General features: G+C 28.7%; 23 protein-coding genes. All 23 read left to right on the top strand.

All coding sequences use genetic code 11. From position 1 onward, the window contains the following. Positions 1–11 precede the first annotated feature (11 nt). The 23 genes from BLV71_RS03480 (at position 12) to BLV71_RS03375 (ending at position 21,660) form a co-directional block, all read left to right on the top strand. Positions 12–1,199, top strand: a complete 1,188-nt coding sequence (locus tag BLV71_RS03480; protein ID WP_093869187.1) for a UDP-N-acetylglucosamine 4,6-dehydratase — start codon at positions 12–14, stop codon at positions 1,197–1,199. A 19-nt stretch (positions 1,200–1,218) separates the two neighbouring features. Beyond that, complete coding sequence (locus BLV71_RS03475) at positions 1,219–2,751, top strand: lipopolysaccharide biosynthesis protein (RefSeq protein WP_093869186.1); 1,533 nt, start codon at positions 1,219–1,221, stop codon at positions 2,749–2,751. Position 2,752: 1 nt separating this feature from the next. Then, positions 2,753–3,679, top strand: coding sequence for a glycosyltransferase family protein (locus BLV71_RS03470; protein WP_093869185.1), 927 nt, complete (start codon positions 2,753–2,755; stop codon positions 3,677–3,679). Positions 3,680–3,683: 4 nt separating this feature from the next. Further along, entirely contained in the window at positions 3,684–4,604 is a 921-nt protein-coding gene (locus tag BLV71_RS03465; protein WP_218131765.1) for a DegT/DnrJ/EryC1/StrS family aminotransferase, read from the top strand. Then, positions 4,591–4,818 (top strand): DegT/DnrJ/EryC1/StrS family aminotransferase, encoded by a 228-nt coding sequence (locus tag BLV71_RS18735; protein ID WP_218131764.1) that lies wholly within the window; start codon positions 4,591–4,593, stop codon positions 4,816–4,818. Before BLV71_RS03465 ends, BLV71_RS18735 begins: the two co-directional genes overlap by 14 nt. Next, positions 4,811–5,977, top strand: a complete 1,167-nt coding sequence (locus BLV71_RS03460; RefSeq protein ID WP_093869184.1) for an ATP-grasp domain-containing protein — start codon at positions 4,811–4,813, stop codon at positions 5,975–5,977. Before BLV71_RS18735 ends, BLV71_RS03460 begins: the two co-directional genes overlap by 8 nt. Positions 5,978–6,016: 39 nt before the next feature. Beyond that, the gene (locus BLV71_RS03455; protein ID WP_093869183.1) at positions 6,017–6,574 is read left to right on the top strand and encodes a GNAT family N-acetyltransferase; all 558 of its coding nucleotides are present in this window, start codon (positions 6,017–6,019) and stop codon (positions 6,572–6,574) included. A gap of 37 nt (positions 6,575–6,611) precedes the next feature. Beyond that, complete coding sequence (locus tag BLV71_RS03450; protein ID WP_176974343.1) at positions 6,612–7,601, top strand: 3-oxoacyl-ACP synthase III family protein; 990 nt, start codon at positions 6,612–6,614, stop codon at positions 7,599–7,601. Positions 7,602–7,634: 33 nt separating this feature from the next. Beyond that, positions 7,635–8,309 (top strand): SDR family NAD(P)-dependent oxidoreductase, encoded by a 675-nt coding sequence (locus BLV71_RS03445; RefSeq protein WP_093869182.1) that lies wholly within the window; start codon positions 7,635–7,637, stop codon positions 8,307–8,309. 35 nt (positions 8,310–8,344) lie between these two features. Further along, a complete protein-coding gene (locus BLV71_RS03440) occupies positions 8,345–9,568 on the top strand; it encodes a glycosyltransferase (RefSeq protein ID WP_093869181.1) in 1,224 nt (407 codons plus the stop codon). Next, complete coding sequence (locus BLV71_RS03435) at positions 9,552–10,622, top strand: nucleotidyltransferase family protein (RefSeq protein WP_218131763.1); 1,071 nt, start codon at positions 9,552–9,554, stop codon at positions 10,620–10,622. Before BLV71_RS03440 ends, BLV71_RS03435 begins: the two co-directional genes overlap by 17 nt. Further along, positions 10,619–11,167, top strand: coding sequence for an acyltransferase (locus BLV71_RS03430; protein ID WP_093869180.1), 549 nt, complete (start codon positions 10,619–10,621; stop codon positions 11,165–11,167). Before BLV71_RS03435 ends, BLV71_RS03430 begins: the two co-directional genes overlap by 4 nt. Positions 11,168–11,169: 2 nt before the next feature. After that, complete coding sequence (locus BLV71_RS03425; protein ID WP_093869179.1) at positions 11,170–12,279, top strand: EpsG family protein; 1,110 nt, start codon at positions 11,170–11,172, stop codon at positions 12,277–12,279. Between the two features lie 6 nt (positions 12,280–12,285). Further along, positions 12,286–13,290, top strand: coding sequence for a polysaccharide biosynthesis protein (locus tag BLV71_RS03420; protein ID WP_093869178.1), 1,005 nt, complete (start codon positions 12,286–12,288; stop codon positions 13,288–13,290). A gap of 8 nt (positions 13,291–13,298) precedes the next feature. After that, on the top strand, positions 13,299–13,739 hold the full coding sequence (locus tag BLV71_RS03415) for a dTDP-4-dehydrorhamnose 3,5-epimerase family protein (RefSeq protein ID WP_093869177.1): 441 nt from the start codon (positions 13,299–13,301) through the stop codon (positions 13,737–13,739). Then, a complete protein-coding gene (locus tag BLV71_RS03410) occupies positions 13,724–14,857 on the top strand; it encodes a polysaccharide biosynthesis C-terminal domain-containing protein (RefSeq protein WP_093869176.1) in 1,134 nt (377 codons plus the stop codon). Before BLV71_RS03415 ends, BLV71_RS03410 begins: the two co-directional genes overlap by 16 nt. A 12-nt stretch (positions 14,858–14,869) precedes the next feature. Then, positions 14,870–16,006 (top strand): non-hydrolyzing UDP-N-acetylglucosamine 2-epimerase, encoded by a 1,137-nt coding sequence (gene wecB / locus BLV71_RS03405; protein ID WP_093869175.1) that lies wholly within the window; start codon positions 14,870–14,872, stop codon positions 16,004–16,006. 3 nt (positions 16,007–16,009) lie between these two features. Next, positions 16,010–17,179 carry a glycosyltransferase gene (locus BLV71_RS03400; protein ID WP_093869174.1) on the top strand — a complete coding sequence of 390 codons (1,170 nt, stop codon included), beginning with the start codon at positions 16,010–16,012 and terminating at the stop codon, positions 17,177–17,179. A 70-nt stretch (positions 17,180–17,249) separates the two neighbouring features. After that, positions 17,250–18,314 (top strand): glycosyltransferase family 4 protein, encoded by a 1,065-nt coding sequence (locus BLV71_RS03395; RefSeq protein ID WP_176974342.1) that lies wholly within the window; start codon positions 17,250–17,252, stop codon positions 18,312–18,314. Positions 18,315–18,323: 9 nt separating this feature from the next. Continuing rightward, the gene (locus tag BLV71_RS03390; protein ID WP_093869172.1) at positions 18,324–18,935 is read left to right on the top strand and encodes a sugar transferase; all 612 of its coding nucleotides are present in this window, start codon (positions 18,324–18,326) and stop codon (positions 18,933–18,935) included. Next, complete coding sequence (locus BLV71_RS03385) at positions 18,919–19,677, top strand: GNAT family N-acetyltransferase (protein ID WP_176974341.1); 759 nt, start codon at positions 18,919–18,921, stop codon at positions 19,675–19,677. The genes BLV71_RS03390 and BLV71_RS03385 overlap by 17 nt, the downstream gene beginning before the upstream one ends. Continuing rightward, on the top strand, positions 19,674–20,588 hold the full coding sequence (locus BLV71_RS03380; RefSeq protein WP_093869170.1) for a DegT/DnrJ/EryC1/StrS family aminotransferase: 915 nt from the start codon (positions 19,674–19,676) through the stop codon (positions 20,586–20,588). The genes BLV71_RS03385 and BLV71_RS03380 overlap by 4 nt, the downstream gene beginning before the upstream one ends. After that, positions 20,581–21,660 (top strand): GNAT family N-acetyltransferase, encoded by a 1,080-nt coding sequence (locus BLV71_RS03375; RefSeq protein WP_093869169.1) that lies wholly within the window; start codon positions 20,581–20,583, stop codon positions 21,658–21,660. The genes BLV71_RS03380 and BLV71_RS03375 overlap by 8 nt, the downstream gene beginning before the upstream one ends. The last annotated feature ends 9 nt before the right edge of the window (positions 21,661–21,669 follow it).

Here is a 21,669-nt window from a genome sequence, read left to right as displayed (position 1 = left end):
TGAATTAAATTATGAATGTTTTAAATATAATAGGACGCCAAAATAAACTTTTTTCGGAGGACATAGTTAAACACAAAAATGAACTTAGTGATATTGTAAGGAACTCTCGTTTTCTAGTTATTGGAGGAGCAGGATCAATAGGACAAGCTGTCACAAAAGAAATATTTAAAAGAGATCCCAAAAAACTACATGTAGTCGATATTTCTGAAAATAACATGGTTGAATTAGTTCGAGATATTAGAAGTTCTTTAGGGTATATCCAAGGTGATTTTCAAACATTTGCTTTAGATATTAGTTCATTAGAATATGATGCATTTATTGAGCAAGATGGAGTATATGATTATGTTTTAAATTTATCAGCATTGAAACATGTAAGAAGTGAAAAGGATCCATATACATTAATGAGAATGATTGATGTTAATATATTTAATACCGATAAAACAATACAGCAATCCATTAAAAAAGGTGTAAAGAAATATTTTTGTGTTTCTACAGATAAAGCAGCTAATCCTGTAAATATGATGGGTGCATCTAAACGAATTATGGAAATGTTTTTGATGAAGAGAAGTGAACAAATTAACATTTCTACAGCTCGTTTTGCAAATGTAGCATTTTCTGACGGCTCACTTTTACATGGGTTTAATCAAAGAATTCAAAAAAAACAACCAATTGTAGCACCTAATGATATAAAACGATATTTTGTAGTTTCGGAAGAAGCAGGAGAATTGTGTCTAATGTCATGTTTACTTGGGGGAAATAGGGATGTTTTTTTTCCGAAATTAAACGAAGCACTACATTTAATTTCTTTTTCGGAGATTGCTGTTAAATATCTTAAAAGTATAGGGTACGAATCTTTTTTATGTAAAAATGAAAAAGAAGCGAGAGATCTAATTAATAAATTACCTAATGAAGGTAAATGGCCTTGCTTGTTTACAGCGAGTGATACTACCGGAGAAAAAGATTTTGAAGAATTTTATACAGAAAATGAAATCCTAGATATGGAGCGTTTTGTTAACTTAGGAATCATTAAGAATGTATTTAAAGTTGAAAATAAGAAGTTAGACTTTTTTGAGAATAAAATTAATGAGTTGAGGAAAGTGAAAAAATGGAATAAAGAACAAATTATAGACTTATTTAATGAAATGATTCCAAATTTTGAACATAAAGAAACTGGTAAGTATTTAGATTCTAAAATGTAATTTTTGGTACAAAATATTGATGAAAAACGCAAAAAAAGTAATATTTAATACTGGAGTTTTATATTTTAGGTTGATAACTGGATTGGTTATTGGTTTATTGACAACACGATTAGTGTTAAAAGCACTTGGCGAAACTGATTATGGTATTTATATGCTTGTCGCAGGAGTCGTAGCCATATTGGGTATCCTAAGTTCTAGCATGTCTAACACTTCTATGCGCTATATGGCGCATAGTCTTGGCTCAAATGATAAAAAACGAATATTAAAAACCTTTAATACAACATTGTACCTGCATTTTATGATAGGATTTATTGTTGTTGTTTTTATGATAGTAATTGGTTTATTAGGTTTTAAATATTTGTTTAATATTCCAATTCATAAAGTTTTTGAAGCAAAGGTTGTTTTTGGTTTTATGGTAGTTACTACTTTAGTTACAATTATATCTGTACCATACGATGCAGTAATGAATGCTCATGAAAACTTCTTAGTTTTGTCTGCAGTTGATATATTGGGAGATATTCTAAAATTTGGAATAGCTATATATTTAACATACTCAACAAATAACTTATTGATAAAGTATGGTTTTTTAATGTTACTTGTTCAAGTGATTTTAAGAATTATAAAACAATGGTACAGTATAGTTAAATATCAAGAATGTAAGATAAAATTACGTTATTTTGATAAAACAATTATGAAATCAATAACGTCATTTACTGGATGGAATTTATTAGGTTCATTAGGAGCTATGGCGGTAACTCAAATGAGGGGGGTATTATTAAATATGTTCTTTGGAGTAAAATTGAATGCAGCAGAAGCAATATCTAGATCAGCGAGCACAGCTGTAAATATGGTTTCAACAAATATGACAAGAGCAATAAATCCGAGACTAGTAAAAAGTGAGGGAGAAGGAGACCGAAAAGGCATGTTATACATGACAGGAATTAGCACTAGATATTCTATTTTTTTATTTGGACTATTTGCAATACCTGTTTTTTTAGAAGCTTCTTATTTGTTGAAAGTTTGGTTGATAGATGTTCCCGACTTTGCAGTCGTGTTTTTTCAAATATCTATAGTTACTTTGCTGTTAGAAAAATTCACGTTTCCAATAACAGATGCTATAAGAGCTATTGGTGATATAAGAGAATTTCAAATTATTGAAACAATATTATTTCTGTTAAATATACCATTTGCTTATGTCGCTTTTAAATTAGATTATTCTCCAGTAGCTATTTATATTATTGGAGTTTTGATTTCATTATTTATATTTATAAATAGACTTTATTTTGGATATAAAATATTTGAATTAAGCCCCTTATCTTTTATCAAAGAGTCCATATTACCAATATTAATACCTATTTTAATTGCATCAATTATAACGCTAATTCCATTTTTATATATTGTTACAACCGGCTTATGGAAGTTAATTATAATTGCTGTGGTTTATATGACCAGTCTAGTGATTCTTTTTTGGAGAATAGGAATGCAAACAAAAGAGAAAGAAAAAATTAAAAAATATTTGTTTTTTTTTAGAAACAAAATAACAGTTAAATAAGATGAGTTTAAATATAGCATCACCGGTATTATTAATAGCATTTAATCGTCCAGATACGACAAGAGAAGCCTTTGAAAGTATTAGAAAAGTAAAGCCAAAAAAATTGTACGTAGCAATAGATGGTCCAAGAAGTGACAAAGAAGGCGAAGATGATTTGTGTAAAGAAGTAATTGAAATTACTAAAAAAGTTGATTGGGAATGTGAAACAAAATATTTAATAAGAGAAAAAAATGTAGGCTGTAAATATGGTGTGTCAAAAGCTATTTCATGGGCGCTAGAAAGTGAAGATAGAGTTATTGTGATTGAAGACGATATAATACCAGTACCATCTTTTTTTGCTTTTGCAGAAGAGCTATTAGAAAAATATAAAAATGATGATACAATAGCAATGATAAGTGGAAACAACTATACTCCTATTGAAAGTATGGATGTTGACTACACTTTTTCAAAATATGGACACATATGGGGCTGGGCAACGTGGAAAAGAGTTTGGGATCAATTCGATGTTGAAGTACCAAATCTTCAGAAAGCTATAGATTCTAATTTGTCGAGCATGGACTTTGTAGATAAAAAAGAAAAAAAAAATACTAAAAAAGCTTTTAAAAAACTGTCTTTAAAGATTGCTACTAAAACAGAGAATACGTGGGATCATCAATTTGTCTTTTTTAGATTTCAAAATAACTTATTATCTATTGTGCCAAAATTCAACTTATGCTCAAATATAGGAGAAAGTAGTTCAAGGACAAATACTATAGCTTCTTCAAATGATTTTTATTACCCATCGGATAATAGTTTTGTTTTGAAAAAACATCCAAATGAGGTGACACGTAATTTGGAATATGATAAGTACCACTTCAAAAAACATATCAATGGAAAAACATTTTTTGAAAAAATATTATATAAAATTAATAAAAAATTAAAAAATTAAAAAAATGGAATATAATATACCACTATTTAAGTTAAATTTTGGAGAAGAAGAAATTGAAGCAGTAACAAATACTATTCGTTCTAAATGGATTTCTACAGGGCCTAAATGTGAAGAACTTGAAAACCTCTTTAAAGAAATGTTTGATGTTAAGTATGCTATTAGTATTTCTAATTGTACTGATGGATTACATTTAGCTATGATTACTAATCATATTGGTGTTGGAGATGAAGTTATATGCCCGTCTTTAACTTTTGCAGCTTCAGTAAATTGTATTCGCTATGTTGGAGCAACTCCTGTTTTTTGTGATATTACTGGTTTGGATAATATGAATATCAACCCAGTAGAAGTAGAAAAGCTTATAACACCTAAAACTAAAGCAATAGTTGTAGTTCATATGGCAGGTTTTCCTGTTGATATGGATGATATTATGCGAATAGCAAAGAAGCATAATTTAAGAGTAATAGAAGATTCATGTCACGCTCCTCTATCAGAGTATAAAGGAAATAAGTTAGGTACAATTGGGGATATAGGAACGTTTAGTTTTTTCTCTAACAAAAATATAAGTACTGGAGAAGGAGGTATGATTATCACAAATAACGAAGAAATAGCCAAACGATGTAGATTATTAAGATCTCATGGAATGACTACAATGTCATATCAGAGAGCAAAAGGACACGCGACGACGTATGATATTGTTGATTTAGGGTATAATTTTAGGATGGATGACATTAGAGCATCGATAGGAGTTGTTCAAATGAAAAAACTTAAATCTGATTTAATTAAACGTGAAGTGGTTAGAGAGTTTTATCTAGATGCACTTAAAGATATAGAACAAGTTATTATTCCTTTTGAAAAAAACAAAGAGTTTGTTTCGAATTATATAATGCCAATTGTATTAAAAGATTCTACGGTTGAAAAAACGTGACGCTGTTCGGGATTATTTACATAGTAAAGGAGTTCAAACAAGTAATCATTATCCTCCTATACATAAATTTTCTGTGTATAAAGAATATAGTAAAGTTTTACCTATTACAGAGTATGTTTGTGATAATGAAATAACTTTGCCAATGTATGCTTCTTTAACAAAAGAAGAAGTTAAATATATAGTTTTGACGTTAGAAAATGCATTAAATGAATAAATCTATTTTAATATTTGGTGTAGCTAAATTACAGCGCTCATTAATTGAACAAGCAAAGAAATTAGGATTGTTCACAATTGGTATAGACCCAGATTCTAATGCTGAATGTAATGGGTTAGTTGATGTTTTTAAAGTAATAAGCGGTGACGATTATACGGGAACATTAGAAATCGCAAAAAAATATAATATTTCAGGTGTAATTACTTCAGCAACAGATAAGCCTTTAGTTATGATGGCTAGAATAGCTGAAGCATTAAATCTTCCATTTATATCAGTAAAAAGTGCTGCAATTTCTACTGATAAATATTTAATGAAAAATGCTTTCAGAGAAAAAGGAATCCCTTTTGCAAAAGGTAAATTAGTTAAAGAAATAGAAAAATTTAATTATCCAATTATATTAAAACCAGTAGATAACTCAGGTAGCAGAGGAGTAATTTATTGTGAGAATAAGGTTGCTGCTGAAAAAGGTTTAAAAGAGACTAAGTCTTTTACTAAGCAAGAAAGTATTTTGGTAGAGGAATATATTGAAGGAAATGAATATAGTATCGAAAGCCTTCATTTTGGAGGGAAATCATTTGTAATTCAATACACTGAAAAAATCACAACTTCTATACCTTATAATGTTGAACTAGGACATAATCAACCTGCAAATATTAGCGAAGAATATAAAGAGCAAATTGAATTAATTATATTAAAAATTGCAAAATCTTTAGGTTTTAATAATTGTGCCTCTCATACAGAATTGAAAATAGGAAAAAAAGGTATCTTTGTAATTGAAAGTAGCCCGAGACTAGGAGGCGATTTTATTACATCTCATTTAGTAAAGTTATCAACAGGTATAAATATTGAGCAAGAGTTAATAAAAATAGCTATAGGAGAAGCACCAGTATTGAAAGAATCATTAAATAAAAGTGCCATCGTGCGTTTTTTGAACTTTGGAGATGGGGTAGTAAACCAGCTTAATTTTCCAGATGAGCCTAAAAAGAAATGGAAGTTAGAGCATTTTTCTTTTCATCTAAAAGTTGGAGATAAAATACCGGAAATTAAAAATAGTTTAGATCGATATGGTGAGGTTATTTTAAGTAGTGACATAATATCAAATGCAATTAAAAATTATAATATTTTTTTGATAGATTTGAAAAATAGAATTAAAATTTAGAGAGAGAAAATATTTTAATATTAAGTTAATATAAAGAGTATGTATAAAAGTAAAAGAATTCGCTTAAGAGCATTTACAGAGAATGATGCTAAGTTGATTGCAGAAATGAGGTCGGATTTTGAGGGGGTAAAAGCAGCAGGAGGACGTCCATTTCCGACAAACGAAAATAGTGAAAAAGAATGGATTTCAAAAATGTATCCTAACGGGTTGTTATCAAATATTACATTTGCTATTGAAGAAAACGATACTAATTTATTTGTAGGTTATTGTACGGCAAGTAATATTAATTACATAAATTCAAATGCACATGTGGGATTGTTTTTTCATAAACAAGGTAGAGGTAAAGGTTACTTTAAAGAAGCTTCAATTTTATTTTATGGATATTTATTTAATGAATTAAATCTTCATAAGGTTCATTCTTATGCATTAACCTATAATGACATTGCTATTATTTCGGATAAAAAGATTGGGTTTAAGGTAGAAGGAACTATGAAAGAGCATGTATATCAAGGAGGAGCTTATCAAGATGCTTTAGTATTGGGGTTGTTGAAAAAGGATTTTTTAGAAATTAATGATTTAAATGCATATGTTATTTAATCAGTTTAATAGATTTTTATTAAAATAGAAAATAGAAATGAAGCAATTAATTAGGAATGTAAAAATTTTAGGTACAGGTTCATATGTGCCTGAGACTATTTTTACAAATGAATATCTTGAAACAATAGTTCCGACAAATTCAAAATGGGTTTATGAGAATGTTGGAATAAAAGAGAGGCGCGTAGCTTCAGAAGATCAGGCAACCAGTGATTTATCTAAGATAGCGGGACAAAGAGCAATAGATAGTGCTGGGTTGAAAAATGAAGATATTGATTTAATTATTGTTGCTACTTCAACTCCCGATAGAAAAGCACCATCTACTGCAGCATTTGTACAACACAAATTAAATTGTTTTAACGCCGCAGCATTCGATTTAACAGCGGTATGTAGCGGTTTTTTATTTGGTATGTCAGTTGCTAGTCAATATATTGCTTCTGGAGTTTATAATAATGTATTGGTTATAGGAGCAGATACTTTTACCAAGATTACAGATTGGAAAAGAAGGGACGCTATTTTTTTCGGTGATGGTGCCGGAGCAGCTGTTGTTACTTCTGCAAATGTCACTGAAGGATTTTTGGCCTATAGATTATACACAGATACTTCAAAAAACATGCTTGGTTTTACAATCCCAGGCGGAGGGTCAGAAATACCTTTACACGCCGACAATATGGAAGAACAATATTTTCAAATGGACGGAAAGGCTGTTTTTGCTTCAGCTACAAGAGCACTTCCAAAGGCTATTAACCAGGTTCTTGAAGATACAGGGTTATCAATTAATGATATTGATTTAATGATTCCTCATCAACCAAGTATTCGGATTTTAAAGAAAACAGCAGAGATAATTGGTTTGCCTTTTGAAAAAGTTATGACAAACATGGAAAAGTATGCAAATACTTCTGGAGCAACAATCCCTATATTGTTAGATGAACTTAATAAGTCAGGAAAACTTAAACATGGTGACATTATCTTATTTGCTGCTGTTGGTAGTGGATGGACGTATGGGGCTTCAATAATTAAATGGGCTTAATGCTTAATAAACTAAATAAAGAATAGTAATAATATGATATTAATAATTGGTGCTTCTGGTGGTATTGGTAAATTTCTTTTTGAAAAGTACAAATCAATAGATTCTCAAGTAATAGGAACGTATAATTCAAGTTCTTCAAATGTTGTTGAATTATCAAAAGTTGACGTAACAAACTTTGATCAAGTGTTTAATTGGATTGAAACGAATAAAACGTCACTTAATAACATTACATTGATTAATTGTGCAGGAATTAGTTATAACTCTTTTGCGCATAAAAGTGATCCTGAAAAATGGAAGAAAGTTATTGAAGTTAATTTAATAGGTAGCTTTAATACTATTAGAGTAGTATTACCAATTATGAGGGAACAAAATTTTGGAAGAATCATTAATTTTTCATCTGTTGTTGCATCAAAAGGAACTGCTGGTACTAGTGCTTATTCAGCATCAAAATCAGCATTATGGGGTATGGCTAAATCCTTAGCTCAAGAGAACGCTTCTAAAAATATTACTATCAATAATATTAACCTTGGCTATAGTGAGTTAGGAATGATAGAGCAAGTACCTGAAGCTTTTTTAAACACATTAATTCAACAAATCCCAGCAAAGAAATTATGTGATTCTACTGATATCTTTAGAACTGTAGAATACCTTAGAGAATGTAATTATACCAATGGTTCTTCTATTGATATTAACGGAGGTCTAATATAAACAATTATTGTATTATTTAAAATTGTATTCTGAATATGAATAAAAGCAAGATAGTTTGGATTTGTAGTTTTGGGAATGATGAGATAAAAAAAATCGTTGGCGGAAAGGATAATGTTTTTGTTTCTCCTTGGATTTCAGAATTAATTAAATTGTTTAGGGAAAAAGAAGACATTGAATTAGTTATTATTTCACCTAATTATTATGGTAATAAAAATGAATCTTTTAAATTAGGGAAAATACAGGTGAAATTATATAAGTATAGATCGTCAATGCTGCCTGCGAAAGCATACAATTTCACTTTTAATTATAGAATTGCTACAAATTCGGTTTTAAAAATTGTTAAGGACTTAAAGCCAGATATCATTCATTTACACGGTTCAGAAAATCCTCTTTATTCGGCAAGTGTAATTCCTCTAATGAGTAAATACCCTGTTTTAGTTACATTACAAGGTTTTGTTAGTTTGTCTTCTGTTCCCAAAAACTTTATAAGTAGATATATTCGTTGGAATAGGATTCGGTTTGAAAGAATAATTAATACAAAAGCGAATTATTTTACAAGCGCGAACGAAGAAGGTATAAAAAGACTTAATGAATTTACAACTACTGCAAAAGTATATGGAGATCATTATCCAACAACAACACCAAATGTTTCTTCTATTGATTGCCCTAATAAAGAATTTGATATTGTTTATTATGCAAAAATTTCGAAGGATAAAGGAGTTGAAGATTTACTGGAAGCTTTAAAAATCTTAAAAAAATCAAGACCAAAAATCAAGGCGATCATAATTGGGGGAGGAAATAAGGTGTATGTAAGCTATATTAAATCTTTAATTGAGAAATTAAATTTAAGTAATAATATTGAGTTTGCTGGTCATCAACCCACACAACAAGATGTTTTTAAATTGGCTATTAAGGCTAAGGTTTATGTATTACCAACTCATTTTGATGGATTGCCTGGTTCACTTCGTGAAGCAATGTTTATGAAAATTCCGGTTATAGCAAATGCTGTAGGAGGTATTCCAGAATTGAATGATAAAAAAGAATGTGTTACTTTGGTGGAAAATAAAAATGTTTCTGAACTTGTAGAAAAAATTAAATTAGTATTAGATGATACAGAGCGAACTAATAGGTTGGTTGAAAATGCTTATACTTTAATTACAGGTAAATACGATAATAAAAAGATATATTCAAATATATTGAATATATATCAAGATATATTAAAAGAAAATTTAAATAAAAATAATGAAAAAACAAATTGATTTAAATGATTCCATCTATATTGATTTGGATGTTTCGGTACTAGCAGCTCTTGAAAGAATGGATTCTTTGAAACGTAAATTATTAATCATTCTGAAGGAAGGCCTTTTTTATGGTGTTTTAAGTATTGGAGATATTCAAAGAGCAATTCTTAATAAGATTCCTTTAGAAAGTAAAATAGAATCTATTCTGAGAAAAGAGATTACTATATGTTATGATACGGATGATTTTGAAAAAGTAAAAGAAAAAATGATCAGGTTGAAGGCTGAATGTATGCCTATTATTGATGGAAAGAATAAACTGGTTAATGTTATTTTCTGGGAAGATGTATTTGGAGTTGGGCAAAAACGAAAAGAAGTTTCATTAAATATTCCAGTTGTAATAATGGCAGGAGGTAAAGGAACTAGATTAAAACCTCTTACAAATATATTACCGAAACCTTTATTACCCATTAACGAGAGAACGATTATTGAAGATATAATGAATCGTTTTGTTGAGGTTGGATGCAGTGATTTTCATTTATCAGTAAATTATAAAGCAAAAACAATTAAGGACTACTTTAAAAATTTAAATAACCCAGATTATTCAATTAACTATTTCCAAGAAGATAAACCTTTGGGAACAGCAGGGTCTATGTTTCTAATAAAAGATAAAATAAATTCAACTTTTTTTGTTTCTAATTGCGATATTTTGATAGATCAAGATTTAGAAGAAGTTTATAATTATCACAAAGAGAATGGAAATGAAATAACTATGATTTCTGCAATTAAACGATATAAAATTCCATATGGGACGATTGAGACTAAAAAAGATGGAGTTTTAGAAAGGTTAGATGAAAAACCAGATTTAATATTTCAAATTAATACGGGGGTGTACGTTTTAGAACCAAGTGTATTAAAATATATTCCTGAGAATGAGTTTTTTCATATAACTGAATTAATAGAGATTATAAAAAAGGCTTCTGGTAAAGTAGGAGTTTTTCCTATAGCGGAGAATAGCTGGCAAGATATCGGAAACTGGAGTGATTATGACAAAATATTAGAAAAGATAAAATGAAAATTGTTTTAAAAATTTTTAGAAAAATTTATCACTATTGTTTTGCTACTATAAACCATGTTGGATATGCCAAATATATTGGAGTAAATATGGGAGAGAGAGTCTATATTTATGGAAGTCCATTAGAAATGTTTAGTACCGAACCTTGGTGTATAAAATTGGGGAATAATGTTCATATAACTAGAGAAGTTTTATTCGTAACTCACGATGGAGGAACTTTATTATTTAGGGATAAAGTCCCTGACTTGGAGATTACTGCCCCTATTGAGATAGGAAATAATGTTTATATTGGAGTAAGGAGTGTAATTCTTCCTGGTGTAACTATAGGAAACAATTGTATAGTAGCAGCTGGTTCTGTAATTGCAAAAGATGTCCCTGATAATTCAGTTGTTGGTGGTGTACCTGCAAAATTTATTAAATCAATCGACGATTATTTTGAGGGAATAAAAAAGAGATCACTTCATTTAGGGCACTTAAAAGGAAAAGAAAAAGATAAAGCTTTAAAAAAGTATTTTGAAACCCTCAATGTGAATTCAAAAAAGTAAGAATGATTAGACTTTTTATATTAATAATAATAATATTCAGCACTGTTTTATTTCAAAATAAAACAGGAAATATTAATAAAAGAAGAAAAAGTTATATAATATTCATATCTATTATTTTGATATTACAATCAGGTTTAAGAAGTTGGGCTGTAGGTTCAGATACATATCAATATTATTTTAGATTTGAATACATTAAAAGTGATTCTTGGAATCATCTATTAACATCATTAATTGATTTTGGAATTAAAGATCCTTTTTATTCTATTTTTCAAAAAGGATTTCAGTTTTTTTCCGAAAGCTATCAGCTATATTTACTCTTTGTAGCTTTTATATTCATGACTGCTTTTGGTCGATTTATTTATAAAAATACATTAACCATAAATCATGCAATGGTTTCTTTTATTATTTACATGGGGTACTTTTATGGGTTTTATTCTATCACTGGCATTAGACAAACTTTGGCAACTGCTTTTCTATTATGGAGTTATGAATATCTAAAAGGGAAAAGGTATTTTATGTTTATTTTATTTGTATTAATAGGAGCCTTATTTCATATATCGGCAATAGTATTTATTGCATTGTTATTTGTTTTGGAGTATAAGAATTATAGGAGAATTTTTATATTTGCATTAATTAGTTTCCCTATAGTTTTTTATTTTAAGAACATATTAGCCATTGTTTTAGTGTCTTCATCTGGTTTAGAAGATCGATTTGGAACTTATACGGAACAATATAAAACAGGAGGGTCTTTTATTTTAACTTTATTTCAAATAATATTGGCAATTTGGGGTGTAATACAAATTAAAAGAATGAGTAGTTTAGATAATAATGTTCATAGAAAATACAATGTTTATGCGATAGCATTATTATTACTTCCACTTCAATGGGTAAACCCTAGTGCAGGACGAGTTGCCCAATATTTTTCTATAATTATGGTTGTTTGGATTCCTTTTTTATTAGATGCTACTAGTATGAAATCAGTTAAAACACAAAAAATTATATATTTTTTCACTATAATTAGTTTTGTGTCACTGACTCTTTTTTCAATGCGATCAATAGATGAGTATAAATTTTTTTGGGAAGATAAAGAACAAATACAATATTATAAATAAATAAAAATGCTAAAAAATAAAATATTATTAATAACAGGTGGTACTGGGTCTTTCGGAAATGCTGTACTTAATAGATTTTTAGATACAGATCATTTTAGTGAGATTCGTGTATTCTCAAGAGATGAGAAAAAACAAGAAGATCAAAGAAGAAGATTATCACATCCAAAAGTAAAGTTTTACATAGGTGATGTAAGAGACCCACAATCTTTAGAGACAGCTGTAAGAGGTGTTGACTACATATTTCATGCTGCAGCATTAAAACAAGTACCATCATGTGAGTTTTTTCCTGTAGAAGCAGTAAAAACAAATGTATTAGGAACTGAAAATGTTTTAGAAGCTGCTATTAGAAATAATGTTAAAAATGTAGTGGTTCTGAGTACTGATAAAGCAGTATATCCAATTAATGCAATGGGGATCTCCAAAGCAATGATGGAAAAAGTATTAGTTGCCAAATCAAGAAATGCAGGAAGTACAGTGATTTCAGGAACACGTTATGGAAATGTAATGGCGTCAAGAGGTTCGGTAATTCCTTTATTTGTTGATCAAATTAAGTCAGAACAAAACTTAACGTTAACTGATCCTAGTATGACACGCTTTATGATGACCTTAGAGGATGCAGTTGACTTGGTGTTATTTGCGTTTGAAAATGCTAATCCTGGCGATATGTTTGTGCAAAAAGCGCCAGCAGCAACTGTTGAAGTATTAGCAAAAGCATTATTAGATATGTACAAAAGTGACAGTCAAATAAAAGTGATTGGAACGCGTCACGGAGAAAAACTATACGAATCTTTGTTAACTCGAGAAGAAAAAATAAAAGCGGAAGATATGGGTGATTATTACCGAATTCCAGCTGATAATAGAGACTTAAACTATGCCAACTACTTCTCAGAAGGAGAGATAGATATGAGTACCATAGAAGATTATCATTCGCACAATACAGAGCGTTTAGATGTTGAAGGGATGAAAAAACTTTTGCTTAAACTAGATTTCATCCGAAAAGACGTAAAGTAACTATCTATATGAGTAAACTAGTACCAAAAATCATTTCTGGAGGAAATTACACAGACAAACGTGGACAACTCGAATTCTACAACGAATTTAATATGTCACCAATAAAACGTGTATACTTTACAACACATTTTGATACAAATGTTACCAGAGCTTGGCAAGGACATAGCATTGAAAGTCGTTGGTTTAACTGTGTCAAAGGAAGTTTTATTGTGAAATTGGTAGAAATCGATGATTGGGAAAACCCTTCAGATAATTTAAAAGTTTACGAATACGAATTATCTGCGAATAAGCAAGAAATATTATACATTCCAAATGGTTTTGCAAATGGTTTCAAAGCATTAGAGAATAATGCAAAACTTATGATTATGTCAAACTACGGATTCAACGAAATAGAAAACGATCAAATTCGATTTGATCAAAACAACTGGGCCAAATGGGACAAAAACTAACAGTAGGAATCACAGGGCAAGGTGGTTTTATGGGAAGTCATGTATATAATTTTTTAGGTACAAAAACAGAAGATATTGAACTTGTTAATTTTGAAAGAAACTACTTTGAAAATGAAGTGGATCTTCAAAAATTTGTAAAATCATGTGATGTTATTGTACATACTGCTGCAATGAATCGTCACGAAGATCAACAAGTAATTTATGATACGAATGTTGGTTTAGTTCAAAAATTAGTGAATGCCTGTACAGTAACGAATTCTAAACCAAAAATCATTTTTTCTTCTTCTACTCAGGAAGAAAAAGATAATTTATACGGAAAATCAAAACGTGACGGAAGACAATACCTAGAAAATTGGGCAATTAAAAGTGATGCAAGTGTAGCTTCTCTTATAATTCCAAATGTATTTGGACCTTTTGGAAAACCATTCTACAATTCATTCATAGCAACGTTTTCCTATCAAATTGTACAAGGTGAAGAACCAACAGTAATCAATGATAGTAAAGTAAATTTAATATATATTAACGAGCTATCCCAAGCTTTCTATAATGAAATTGTGAAGCGAGGTGCTGAAAATATTCAATCATATGTAGTTCCACATACATCATCACGTAAAGTATCAGAAATCTTAGCATTATTAAAAGATTTCAAAATACAATATGTAGACAATGGACAAGTGCCAAAAGTAGATTTAAATTCATTTGAACTAGATTTATTTAATACGTTTACGAGTTTTATCCCGAAAGAGTATTTCCCAAGAAAATATATAAAGCATACAGATAACAGGGGGGCTTTTGTGGAAATTATGCGTGCAGATTCAGCAGGACAATCGTCGTATTCAACAACAGTTCCAGGAATAACAAGAGGAAATCACTACCATACTCGAAAAGTAGAGCGTTTTGCAGTTATTAGTGGAAGGGCATCTATTAAACTTCGAAAAATTGATTCTGACGAAGTTTTTGAATACATTTTAGAGGGAGCAGAGCCAGCTTATGTTGATATGCCAATTTGGTATACACACAACATTAAAAATATTGGAGACACAGAATTAATAACTTTATTTTGGATCAATGAACCATACAATTCAGATGATGCAGATACATATTTTGCAAAAGTATAATATAACAATACAATGAAAAAACTTAAAGTAATAACAGTTGTAGGAACACGACCAGAAATTATTAGATTGTCTTGCACGTTAATTGCATTAGATAGGAATGAGGCTATAGAACATGTTTTAGTTCATACTGGACAAAATTATGATTATGAATTAAACGAAATATTTTTTGATGATTTAGGTTTACGAAAACCTGATTATTTTTTAATGGCAGCAGGTAAAAATGCAAGTGAAACTGTTGGGAATATCTTAATAAAAATTGATCCGATTTTAGAAAAAGAAGACCCTGATGCATTTTTAGTATTAGGTGATACAAATTCTTGTTTATGTGCGATCCCTGCAAAAAAACGTAAGATTCCTGTATTTCATATGGAAGCAGGAAATCGTTGTTTTGATCAGCGTGTACCTGAAGAAACAAATAGAAAAATTGTTGATCATGTTTCAGATATAAATTTGACTTATAGCTCAATTGCTAGGGAATATCTATTACGTGAAGGATTACCTCCGGATAGAGTTATAAAAACGGGAAGTCCTATGTTTGAAGTGCTACATAAGTTTTTACCAAATATCCAAGCTTCAGATGTATTAAAAAAACTAAATATAGAGAGACATAAGTTTTTCGTCGTTTCTTCACACCGAGAAGAAAATATTAGTAATCCAAAAAATTTTAATGGTTTAATAGAATCATTGAATTTAATAGCAGAAAAATATAATTACCCTGTAATTGTATCAACACATCCGCGTACAAGAAATATGTTAAAGGCTGAAGCTATTAGAACACATAAAAATATTCAGTTTTTAAAACCATTAGGATTTTACGATTATAATGCTTTACAAAAAGATTCGTTTGCTGTATTATCAGATTCAGGAACAATTTCAGAAGAATCATCAATATTAAATTTTCATGCATTAAATATTCGTGAAGCACATGAAAGACCAGAAGCAATGGAAGAAACATCCGTAATGATGGTTGGTTTAAGGCCTGAACGCATAATGCAAGGTTTAGCTGCATTAGAAGTTCAAGAAAGAGAGTCAAATAGAAATTTTAGACCTGTGTATGATTATTCAATGCCAAATGTTAGTGAAAAAATGGTAAGAATTATTATTTCTTATACAGATTATATTAACAGAGTAGTATGGAGTAAAGATTAAAGAATGAGTAAAAAAGGAACGGTTATATACATTGGAGGGTTTGAAATGCCTGATAAAAATGCAGCAGCTCAAAGAGTTGTATCTAATGGGAAGGCAATAAAGAGTTTGGGACATGAAGTTGTTTTTATAGGGTTGTCAAAATCAATAAAAAAAGATAGTACTAAAGAAAAATATTTCAATTCAGATGTTTATTCTAAAAAATATCCAATTAATTCTTTAGAGTGGTTTAAACATTTTATTTCTTTTAAATATTATATAGACATAATTAAATCTTATGATAATGTAAAAGCTTTTGTTTGTTATAATCTATCTTCAATATCACTTCTTAGGTTAAAAAGATGGGCCAAAAAGAGGGATATACTAATAATTGCTGATTGTACAGAGTGGTATGAAGTAGCTAAAGGAGAATCTTTTATTAAAAGCGTGATTAAGTCATTTGATATTTTCATGAGAATGAAAATAATTCAACCAAAGTTAGATTCTGTTATAGCAATAAGTAAGTATTTAGAAGAGTTTTATATAGAAAAAGGTGTAAAAACAATAAAAATACCTCCTTTAATAGATTCTAATGATGAAAAATGGAAACATAAACTTAATAAAAGTAAAGATAATATAATTCAAGTTGTATATGCAGGCTCTCCTTTTTCATTAGAAACAAAAGGACAAAAAGATAGATTGGATCAAATTGTTAAGTTGTTTATAGAGTTTAGTAAAGAAATAAGTATAAAATTAAATATAATTGGAGTTGATAAAAAAACGTTTATTGATTTTTATAAAAATTTTAATGGAGAATTAAAAGATGATTCAATTGTTTTTTATGGAAGAGTGTCTCATGAAGAAGCTATAGAAAAATTGAAGAACAGTGATTTTTCAATTTTTCTTAGAGAAAATACATTAACTAATAAGGCTGGATTCCCTACAAAATTTGTTGAAGCTATAACATCTGGAGTACCAGTTTTAACTAATAGGAGTAGTAACTTATCAGATTTTTTAATAGAAGGAGAAAATGGATTTTGGTTAGATAATACAAGCATTATTACTTTAGAAGATAGTTTGCGTAAAACTTTATTTAAAGACAAGTATGAGTTTCTTCAAATGAGAGAAAAAAAAATGAATAAAAAACTTTTTGATTTTCGAAATTATATATCGGAATTTGAATCAATACTAAATTAAATTGAAGAAAATAATAAGGATAACGACAGTACCTGAATCTTTGGGGCTACTTAAGGGGCAGTTAAATTTTATGAAAAGTCACTTCGAAGTTATAGGAGTTTCTTCCGAAGGTAAAATATTAAAAGAAGTAGAGAAGAGTGAAGGTATTAGAGTAATACCTGTTAATATGACGAGAACAATTACACCTATAAAGGATTTTACAGCTCTGGTACAACTTTATTTCGTTTTTAAAAAAGAAAAACCTTTTATAGTACATTCTCATACTCCTAAGGCGGGAACTTTGGCAATGATTGCATCGAAATTTGCTAATGTACCTCATAGATTTCATACTATAGCAGGTATGCCTTTATTGGTAGCTAAGGGGAATAAAAGAAAACTTCTTGACTTTGTTGAAAAGATAACTTATAAATGTGCTACAAAAATATATCCTAATTCAAATGGTCTGAAAGATATAGTAATTAAGAATAAGTATGCTCCAGAGTCAAAAGTTAAAGTAATAGGTAATGGAAGTAGTAACGGAATTGATACGTCATATTTCAATCCATCACTTTATAGTAATGAAGATAATGAAAAGTTACGTAAAGAGTTGAATATAAGGACGGATGATTTTGTATTTACTTTTGTAGGTAGACTAGTAGGAGATAAAGGTGTAAATGAAATAGTAAATGCTTTCTATAATTTAAATAAAGATAAAGCAAAATTATTATTATTAGGTTATATGGAAGAAGAGTTAGATCCATTAAATCAAGATGTTTTAGATCAAATAAAACAACATCCTAACATTATGGCGGTTGGATTTAAAAATGATGTAAGACCTTATTATGCTATTTCTGATGCGTTAACTTTTCCAAGTTATAGAGAAGGTTTTCCAAACGTAGTTATGCAAGCTTGTTCAATGAATCTAAACTGTATTGTTTCTGATATAAATGGATGTAATGAGATTATAGAGAACGGTGTTAATGGATGGATAGTACCTGTTAAAAACACAGAAAAGTTAAAGGAAAAGATGATATGGTGTTTGGATAATATCCAATTTTCTAAAACTATGGGGGAAAAAAGTAGAAAAAAAATCATCGAATCATATGAACGCAAGTTTGTTTGGAATGAGATATTAAATGAATATAAAAAAATATAATATAAGAAAATGTATAGATCATTTTTTAAAAGAGTAATTGATTTTCTTTTTTCTTTTTTAGGCTTACTATTAATTAGTCCTATATTTTTAATTGTTTTAGTATTATTGTATATATTTAATGAAGGAAAACCGTTCTTTTTTCAAGAGAGACCAGGTATGAATGAAAAAATATTTAGAATAATTAAATTCAAGACAATGAACGATAAAAAAGGGAATGATGGAGAGTTATTACCTGATTCAGAAAGATTAACCAAAGTTGGCTCTATAATACGGAAAACATCATTAGATGAGTTACCACAATTATTGAATGTTATTAAAGGGGATATGAGTTTAATTGGACCAAGACCTTTGTTGTTAAGATATTTACCTTTTTACACAGATAAAGAAAGAATAAGACATACTATAAAACCTGGTATAACAGGTTGGGCACAAATTAACGGAAGGAATACTGTAAGTTGGGATGAAAGATTGGCTTATGATGTTGAATATGTCAAAAAATTAAGTTTTATGTTTGATGTAAAAATTTTATATAAGACAGTATTAAAAATTATTGTTTCAGAAGATATTGTTATAGATCCTGAATCTATCATGAAAAATTTTGATGATGAACGAAGAATTTGAAGTAAGTGAGTTATTAGCTAAGGATGTTGATACTGTTGTGAATCTTGTTAGAACCTCTTTTAAAAAGAGCTATATAATACCATCAATATATAGAGGAGAAGGAATAAATAAATTTATTTTAAATGAGCTTGAAAATGAATTTTCTCCATATAAATATTTTGTTCTCTATATTAATAATAAAGTAGTCGCTTATACAGAATATAAAATGTTTAAAAAACAGAATATGGCTTTTTTAAATATAATATCGGTAAGTAATGAATACAAAAATCAAAGGATAGGAAGTAGAATATTTGAATATTCTAAGAAATATTTTCAGAAAAAAAGATTTCAATCTATAGAATTGGATGTCTATTCAACTAACTTATTGGCAGTTGATTGGTATAGTAAGTATGGGTTTAAGAAATTAAATTTTAAAATATTTTATGAATTAGAACTAAATAGAAGTAGCGAAAATAAAAATAGTATTTATATTAAAAATTTCCCCCAATATAAAGAAATGAAAAAAATATTTGGATTTTACTTTATAGATATTAGTATTCAAGATAAAGATATTAAAATTGGAGTTATAGAGAATGATCTTTTTATTAGAGGGAATTATGATGAATCTGTAAATAGTCATCTAATTTATATTAGTAAAGCTCTTGAAATAAGAAAGATATATTATATAGGGAATGAATATCAATTTTCTGAATTGAAATTTATTGATCAAATAGAGAGAATGGGATTAAATATAGAATTATGATCACAAAAAAAGCATTAAATAAAGAGCTTTATAAAAGAGAATGGATTTTAACGAATTCAGCCAGGGAAGCCTGGAGTAAAATTATACAAGAATATAAAATTTTTAACCCTAAAGGAAAAGTACTATTACCATCATATATAGGATGGTCATCTAATGAAGGAAGTGGTATCTTTGATTCAGTATCTAATTCAGGTTTAGACTATGATTTTTATGATCTAGGGGTAAAATTAGAAATAAATTTTGAAGATTTAAAGATAAAAATAAATGAAAACGATGAACCTTTAGTTTTATTAGTTCATTACTTTGGTTTTATTGATGTGAAATATGACGAAATAACGAGTTGGTTAACAGATAACAATGTTTTTTTTGTTGAAGATGCTGCTCATGCTTGGCTAACAGATTTAATTGGAGGGAAATCTGGAAGGAAAGGAAATTTTTCTTTTTACTCTTTACATAAATTACTTCCTTTGTCAAAAGGAGGTATGATGGTAAGTAATATGCCTAAAAACAATAAAGAAATTTCTAAAATTAATCCTTTTGTAGAATTAAATTATGATCTCTTATCTATTTTTAATATTAGAAGAGCAAATTATAAATATTTGTGCAGTTTATTAAAAGATCTATCTGGGATAGAGATAGTTTATGAAAAGTTAGAAGACGGTATTTGCCCCCAAACATTACCAATTATAATTAAAAATTATAATAGAGATAATCTTTATGAAGAGATGAATGAAGCTGGTTTTGGAGTAGTAAGTTTATATCATACAATGATTAATGATTTAGAATCAAATAAATCTCTTGCTTCTAGTGTAGCCTCAAAAAAAATAATGAATTTACCTATACATCAGGATGTTTCTAAAGTGGAATTGAAAAAGATGGCATTAAAATTAAAAAATATATTAAATGTTTGATGTTATATATATAGATTCGGGAGAAGGAGAGAAAGATTATAAGAAATTACTAGAGAAAAGTAAAAATACAGAACCATATTTTTTACTTGATTATATTAATGTTTTTGGAGAAGGTACTAAGAATTTAATATGTTTTTATAGTGAAAATAATTATGGAGATATTATCTTCATGCCAGGGTATATAAGGTCAATATCGATTGCAGATCAAGTAACACCATATTTTGATTTTATAACTCCTTATGGATACACAGGTCCATTTTTTTCTAATAAAATTGGAAAAAATGAAATATTATTATTTTGGGAAAATGTTGAGAATTGGTACAACAACAATAACGTTGTAAGTGAATTTATAAGATTTAATTTAGCTAATAATCATTTATATTATTCTGGATATACTGTTAAAACAATGTTGAATGTTAAAGGAGAAATTCTTACTGAAGAAGATCAGTGGAAAGCATTTGATAGAAAAGTTCGAAAAAATATAAATAAAGCTATAAGAGAAGAAGTTTATAGTAATATTTATTATGATACTATTTCTGATAATCACGTTGAAGAATTTTATAAAATTTATGAAGAAACTATGATTCGTACGAATGCAAAGAATAGTTTTTTTTATAGCTTAAAAGGGTTTAAAGAATTTATAAATAATAACCCTAAATTTTGTGCAATTTGTACTGTGTATTTTCAAGAAAAACCTATTTCTTCTGAACTTATTTTAATATCTCAAGATTCTGTTTATTCTTTTTTAGGAGGGACAAATGAAGCTTACTTTGATAAAAGACCAAATGATTTCTTAAAAGTAAAAATTATTGATTGGTCTAGAGGTAAAGGTAAAGCTTTTTACACTTTAGGAGGAGGATATGGATTCGAGGATGGAATTTTTAAATATAAGAAGTCTTTTTTTCCTAAAAATGTTGTTAATTATTATACAGGGAGAAAAATTATAAATAAAGAAGCCTACGAGAGTTTATTGTTAAAGCTGAATAAATTTAGAGAGTCTAAATCATTAAAAGAATTGAAGGAAGAAGATGAGTCTTTTTTTCCATTATATAGAATGTCAATAGAAGAATAAGAAGTAAGG

This window comes from Tenacibaculum sp. MAR_2010_89, assembly GCF_900105985.1.
Taxonomy (GTDB): domain Bacteria; phylum Bacteroidota; class Bacteroidia; order Flavobacteriales; family Flavobacteriaceae; genus Polaribacter; species Polaribacter halocynthiae.
The sequence above is the reverse complement of the archived record's forward strand: the minus strand, read 5'-3'. Positions and strand labels throughout refer to the sequence as shown.

Coding starts and splice junctions, on each gene's coding strand:
- BLV71_RS03375 (WP_093869169.1), top strand. CDS start 20,581: ATGTTTGATGTTATATATATAGATTCGGGAGAAGGAGAGAAAGATTAT.
- BLV71_RS03390 (WP_093869172.1), top strand. CDS start 18,324: ATGTATAGATCATTTTTTAAAAGAGTAATTGATTTTCTTTTTTCTTTT.
- BLV71_RS03455 (WP_093869183.1), top strand. CDS start 6,017: ATGTATAAAAGTAAAAGAATTCGCTTAAGAGCATTTACAGAGAATGAT.
- BLV71_RS03475 (WP_093869186.1), top strand. CDS start 1,219: ATGAAAAACGCAAAAAAAGTAATATTTAATACTGGAGTTTTATATTTT.
- BLV71_RS03430 (WP_093869180.1), top strand. CDS start 10,619: ATGAAAATTGTTTTAAAAATTTTTAGAAAAATTTATCACTATTGTTTT.
- BLV71_RS03425 (WP_093869179.1), top strand. CDS start 11,170: ATGATTAGACTTTTTATATTAATAATAATAATATTCAGCACTGTTTTA.
- BLV71_RS03415 (WP_093869177.1), top strand. CDS start 13,299: ATGAGTAAACTAGTACCAAAAATCATTTCTGGAGGAAATTACACAGAC.
- BLV71_RS03470 (WP_093869185.1), top strand. CDS start 2,753: ATGAGTTTAAATATAGCATCACCGGTATTATTAATAGCATTTAATCGT.
- BLV71_RS03420 (WP_093869178.1), top strand. CDS start 12,286: ATGCTAAAAAATAAAATATTATTAATAACAGGTGGTACTGGGTCTTTC.
- BLV71_RS03480 (WP_093869187.1), top strand. CDS start 12: ATGAATGTTTTAAATATAATAGGACGCCAAAATAAACTTTTTTCGGAG.
- BLV71_RS03445 (WP_093869182.1), top strand. CDS start 7,635: ATGATATTAATAATTGGTGCTTCTGGTGGTATTGGTAAATTTCTTTTT.
- BLV71_RS03450 (WP_176974343.1), top strand. CDS start 6,612: ATGAAGCAATTAATTAGGAATGTAAAAATTTTAGGTACAGGTTCATAT.
- BLV71_RS03435 (WP_218131763.1), top strand. CDS start 9,552: ATGAAAAAACAAATTGATTTAAATGATTCCATCTATATTGATTTGGAT.
- BLV71_RS03440 (WP_093869181.1), top strand. CDS start 8,345: ATGAATAAAAGCAAGATAGTTTGGATTTGTAGTTTTGGGAATGATGAG.
- BLV71_RS03395 (WP_176974342.1), top strand. CDS start 17,250: ATGAAAAGTCACTTCGAAGTTATAGGAGTTTCTTCCGAAGGTAAAATA.
- BLV71_RS03400 (WP_093869174.1), top strand. CDS start 16,010: ATGAGTAAAAAAGGAACGGTTATATACATTGGAGGGTTTGAAATGCCT.
- BLV71_RS03410 (WP_093869176.1), top strand. CDS start 13,724: ATGGGACAAAAACTAACAGTAGGAATCACAGGGCAAGGTGGTTTTATG.
- BLV71_RS03380 (WP_093869170.1), top strand. CDS start 19,674: ATGATCACAAAAAAAGCATTAAATAAAGAGCTTTATAAAAGAGAATGG.
- BLV71_RS03465 (WP_218131765.1), top strand. CDS start 3,684: ATGGAATATAATATACCACTATTTAAGTTAAATTTTGGAGAAGAAGAA.
- BLV71_RS03385 (WP_176974341.1), top strand. CDS start 18,919: ATGAACGAAGAATTTGAAGTAAGTGAGTTATTAGCTAAGGATGTTGAT.
- BLV71_RS03460 (WP_093869184.1), top strand. CDS start 4,811: ATGAATAAATCTATTTTAATATTTGGTGTAGCTAAATTACAGCGCTCA.
- wecB (WP_093869175.1), top strand. CDS start 14,870: ATGAAAAAACTTAAAGTAATAACAGTTGTAGGAACACGACCAGAAATT.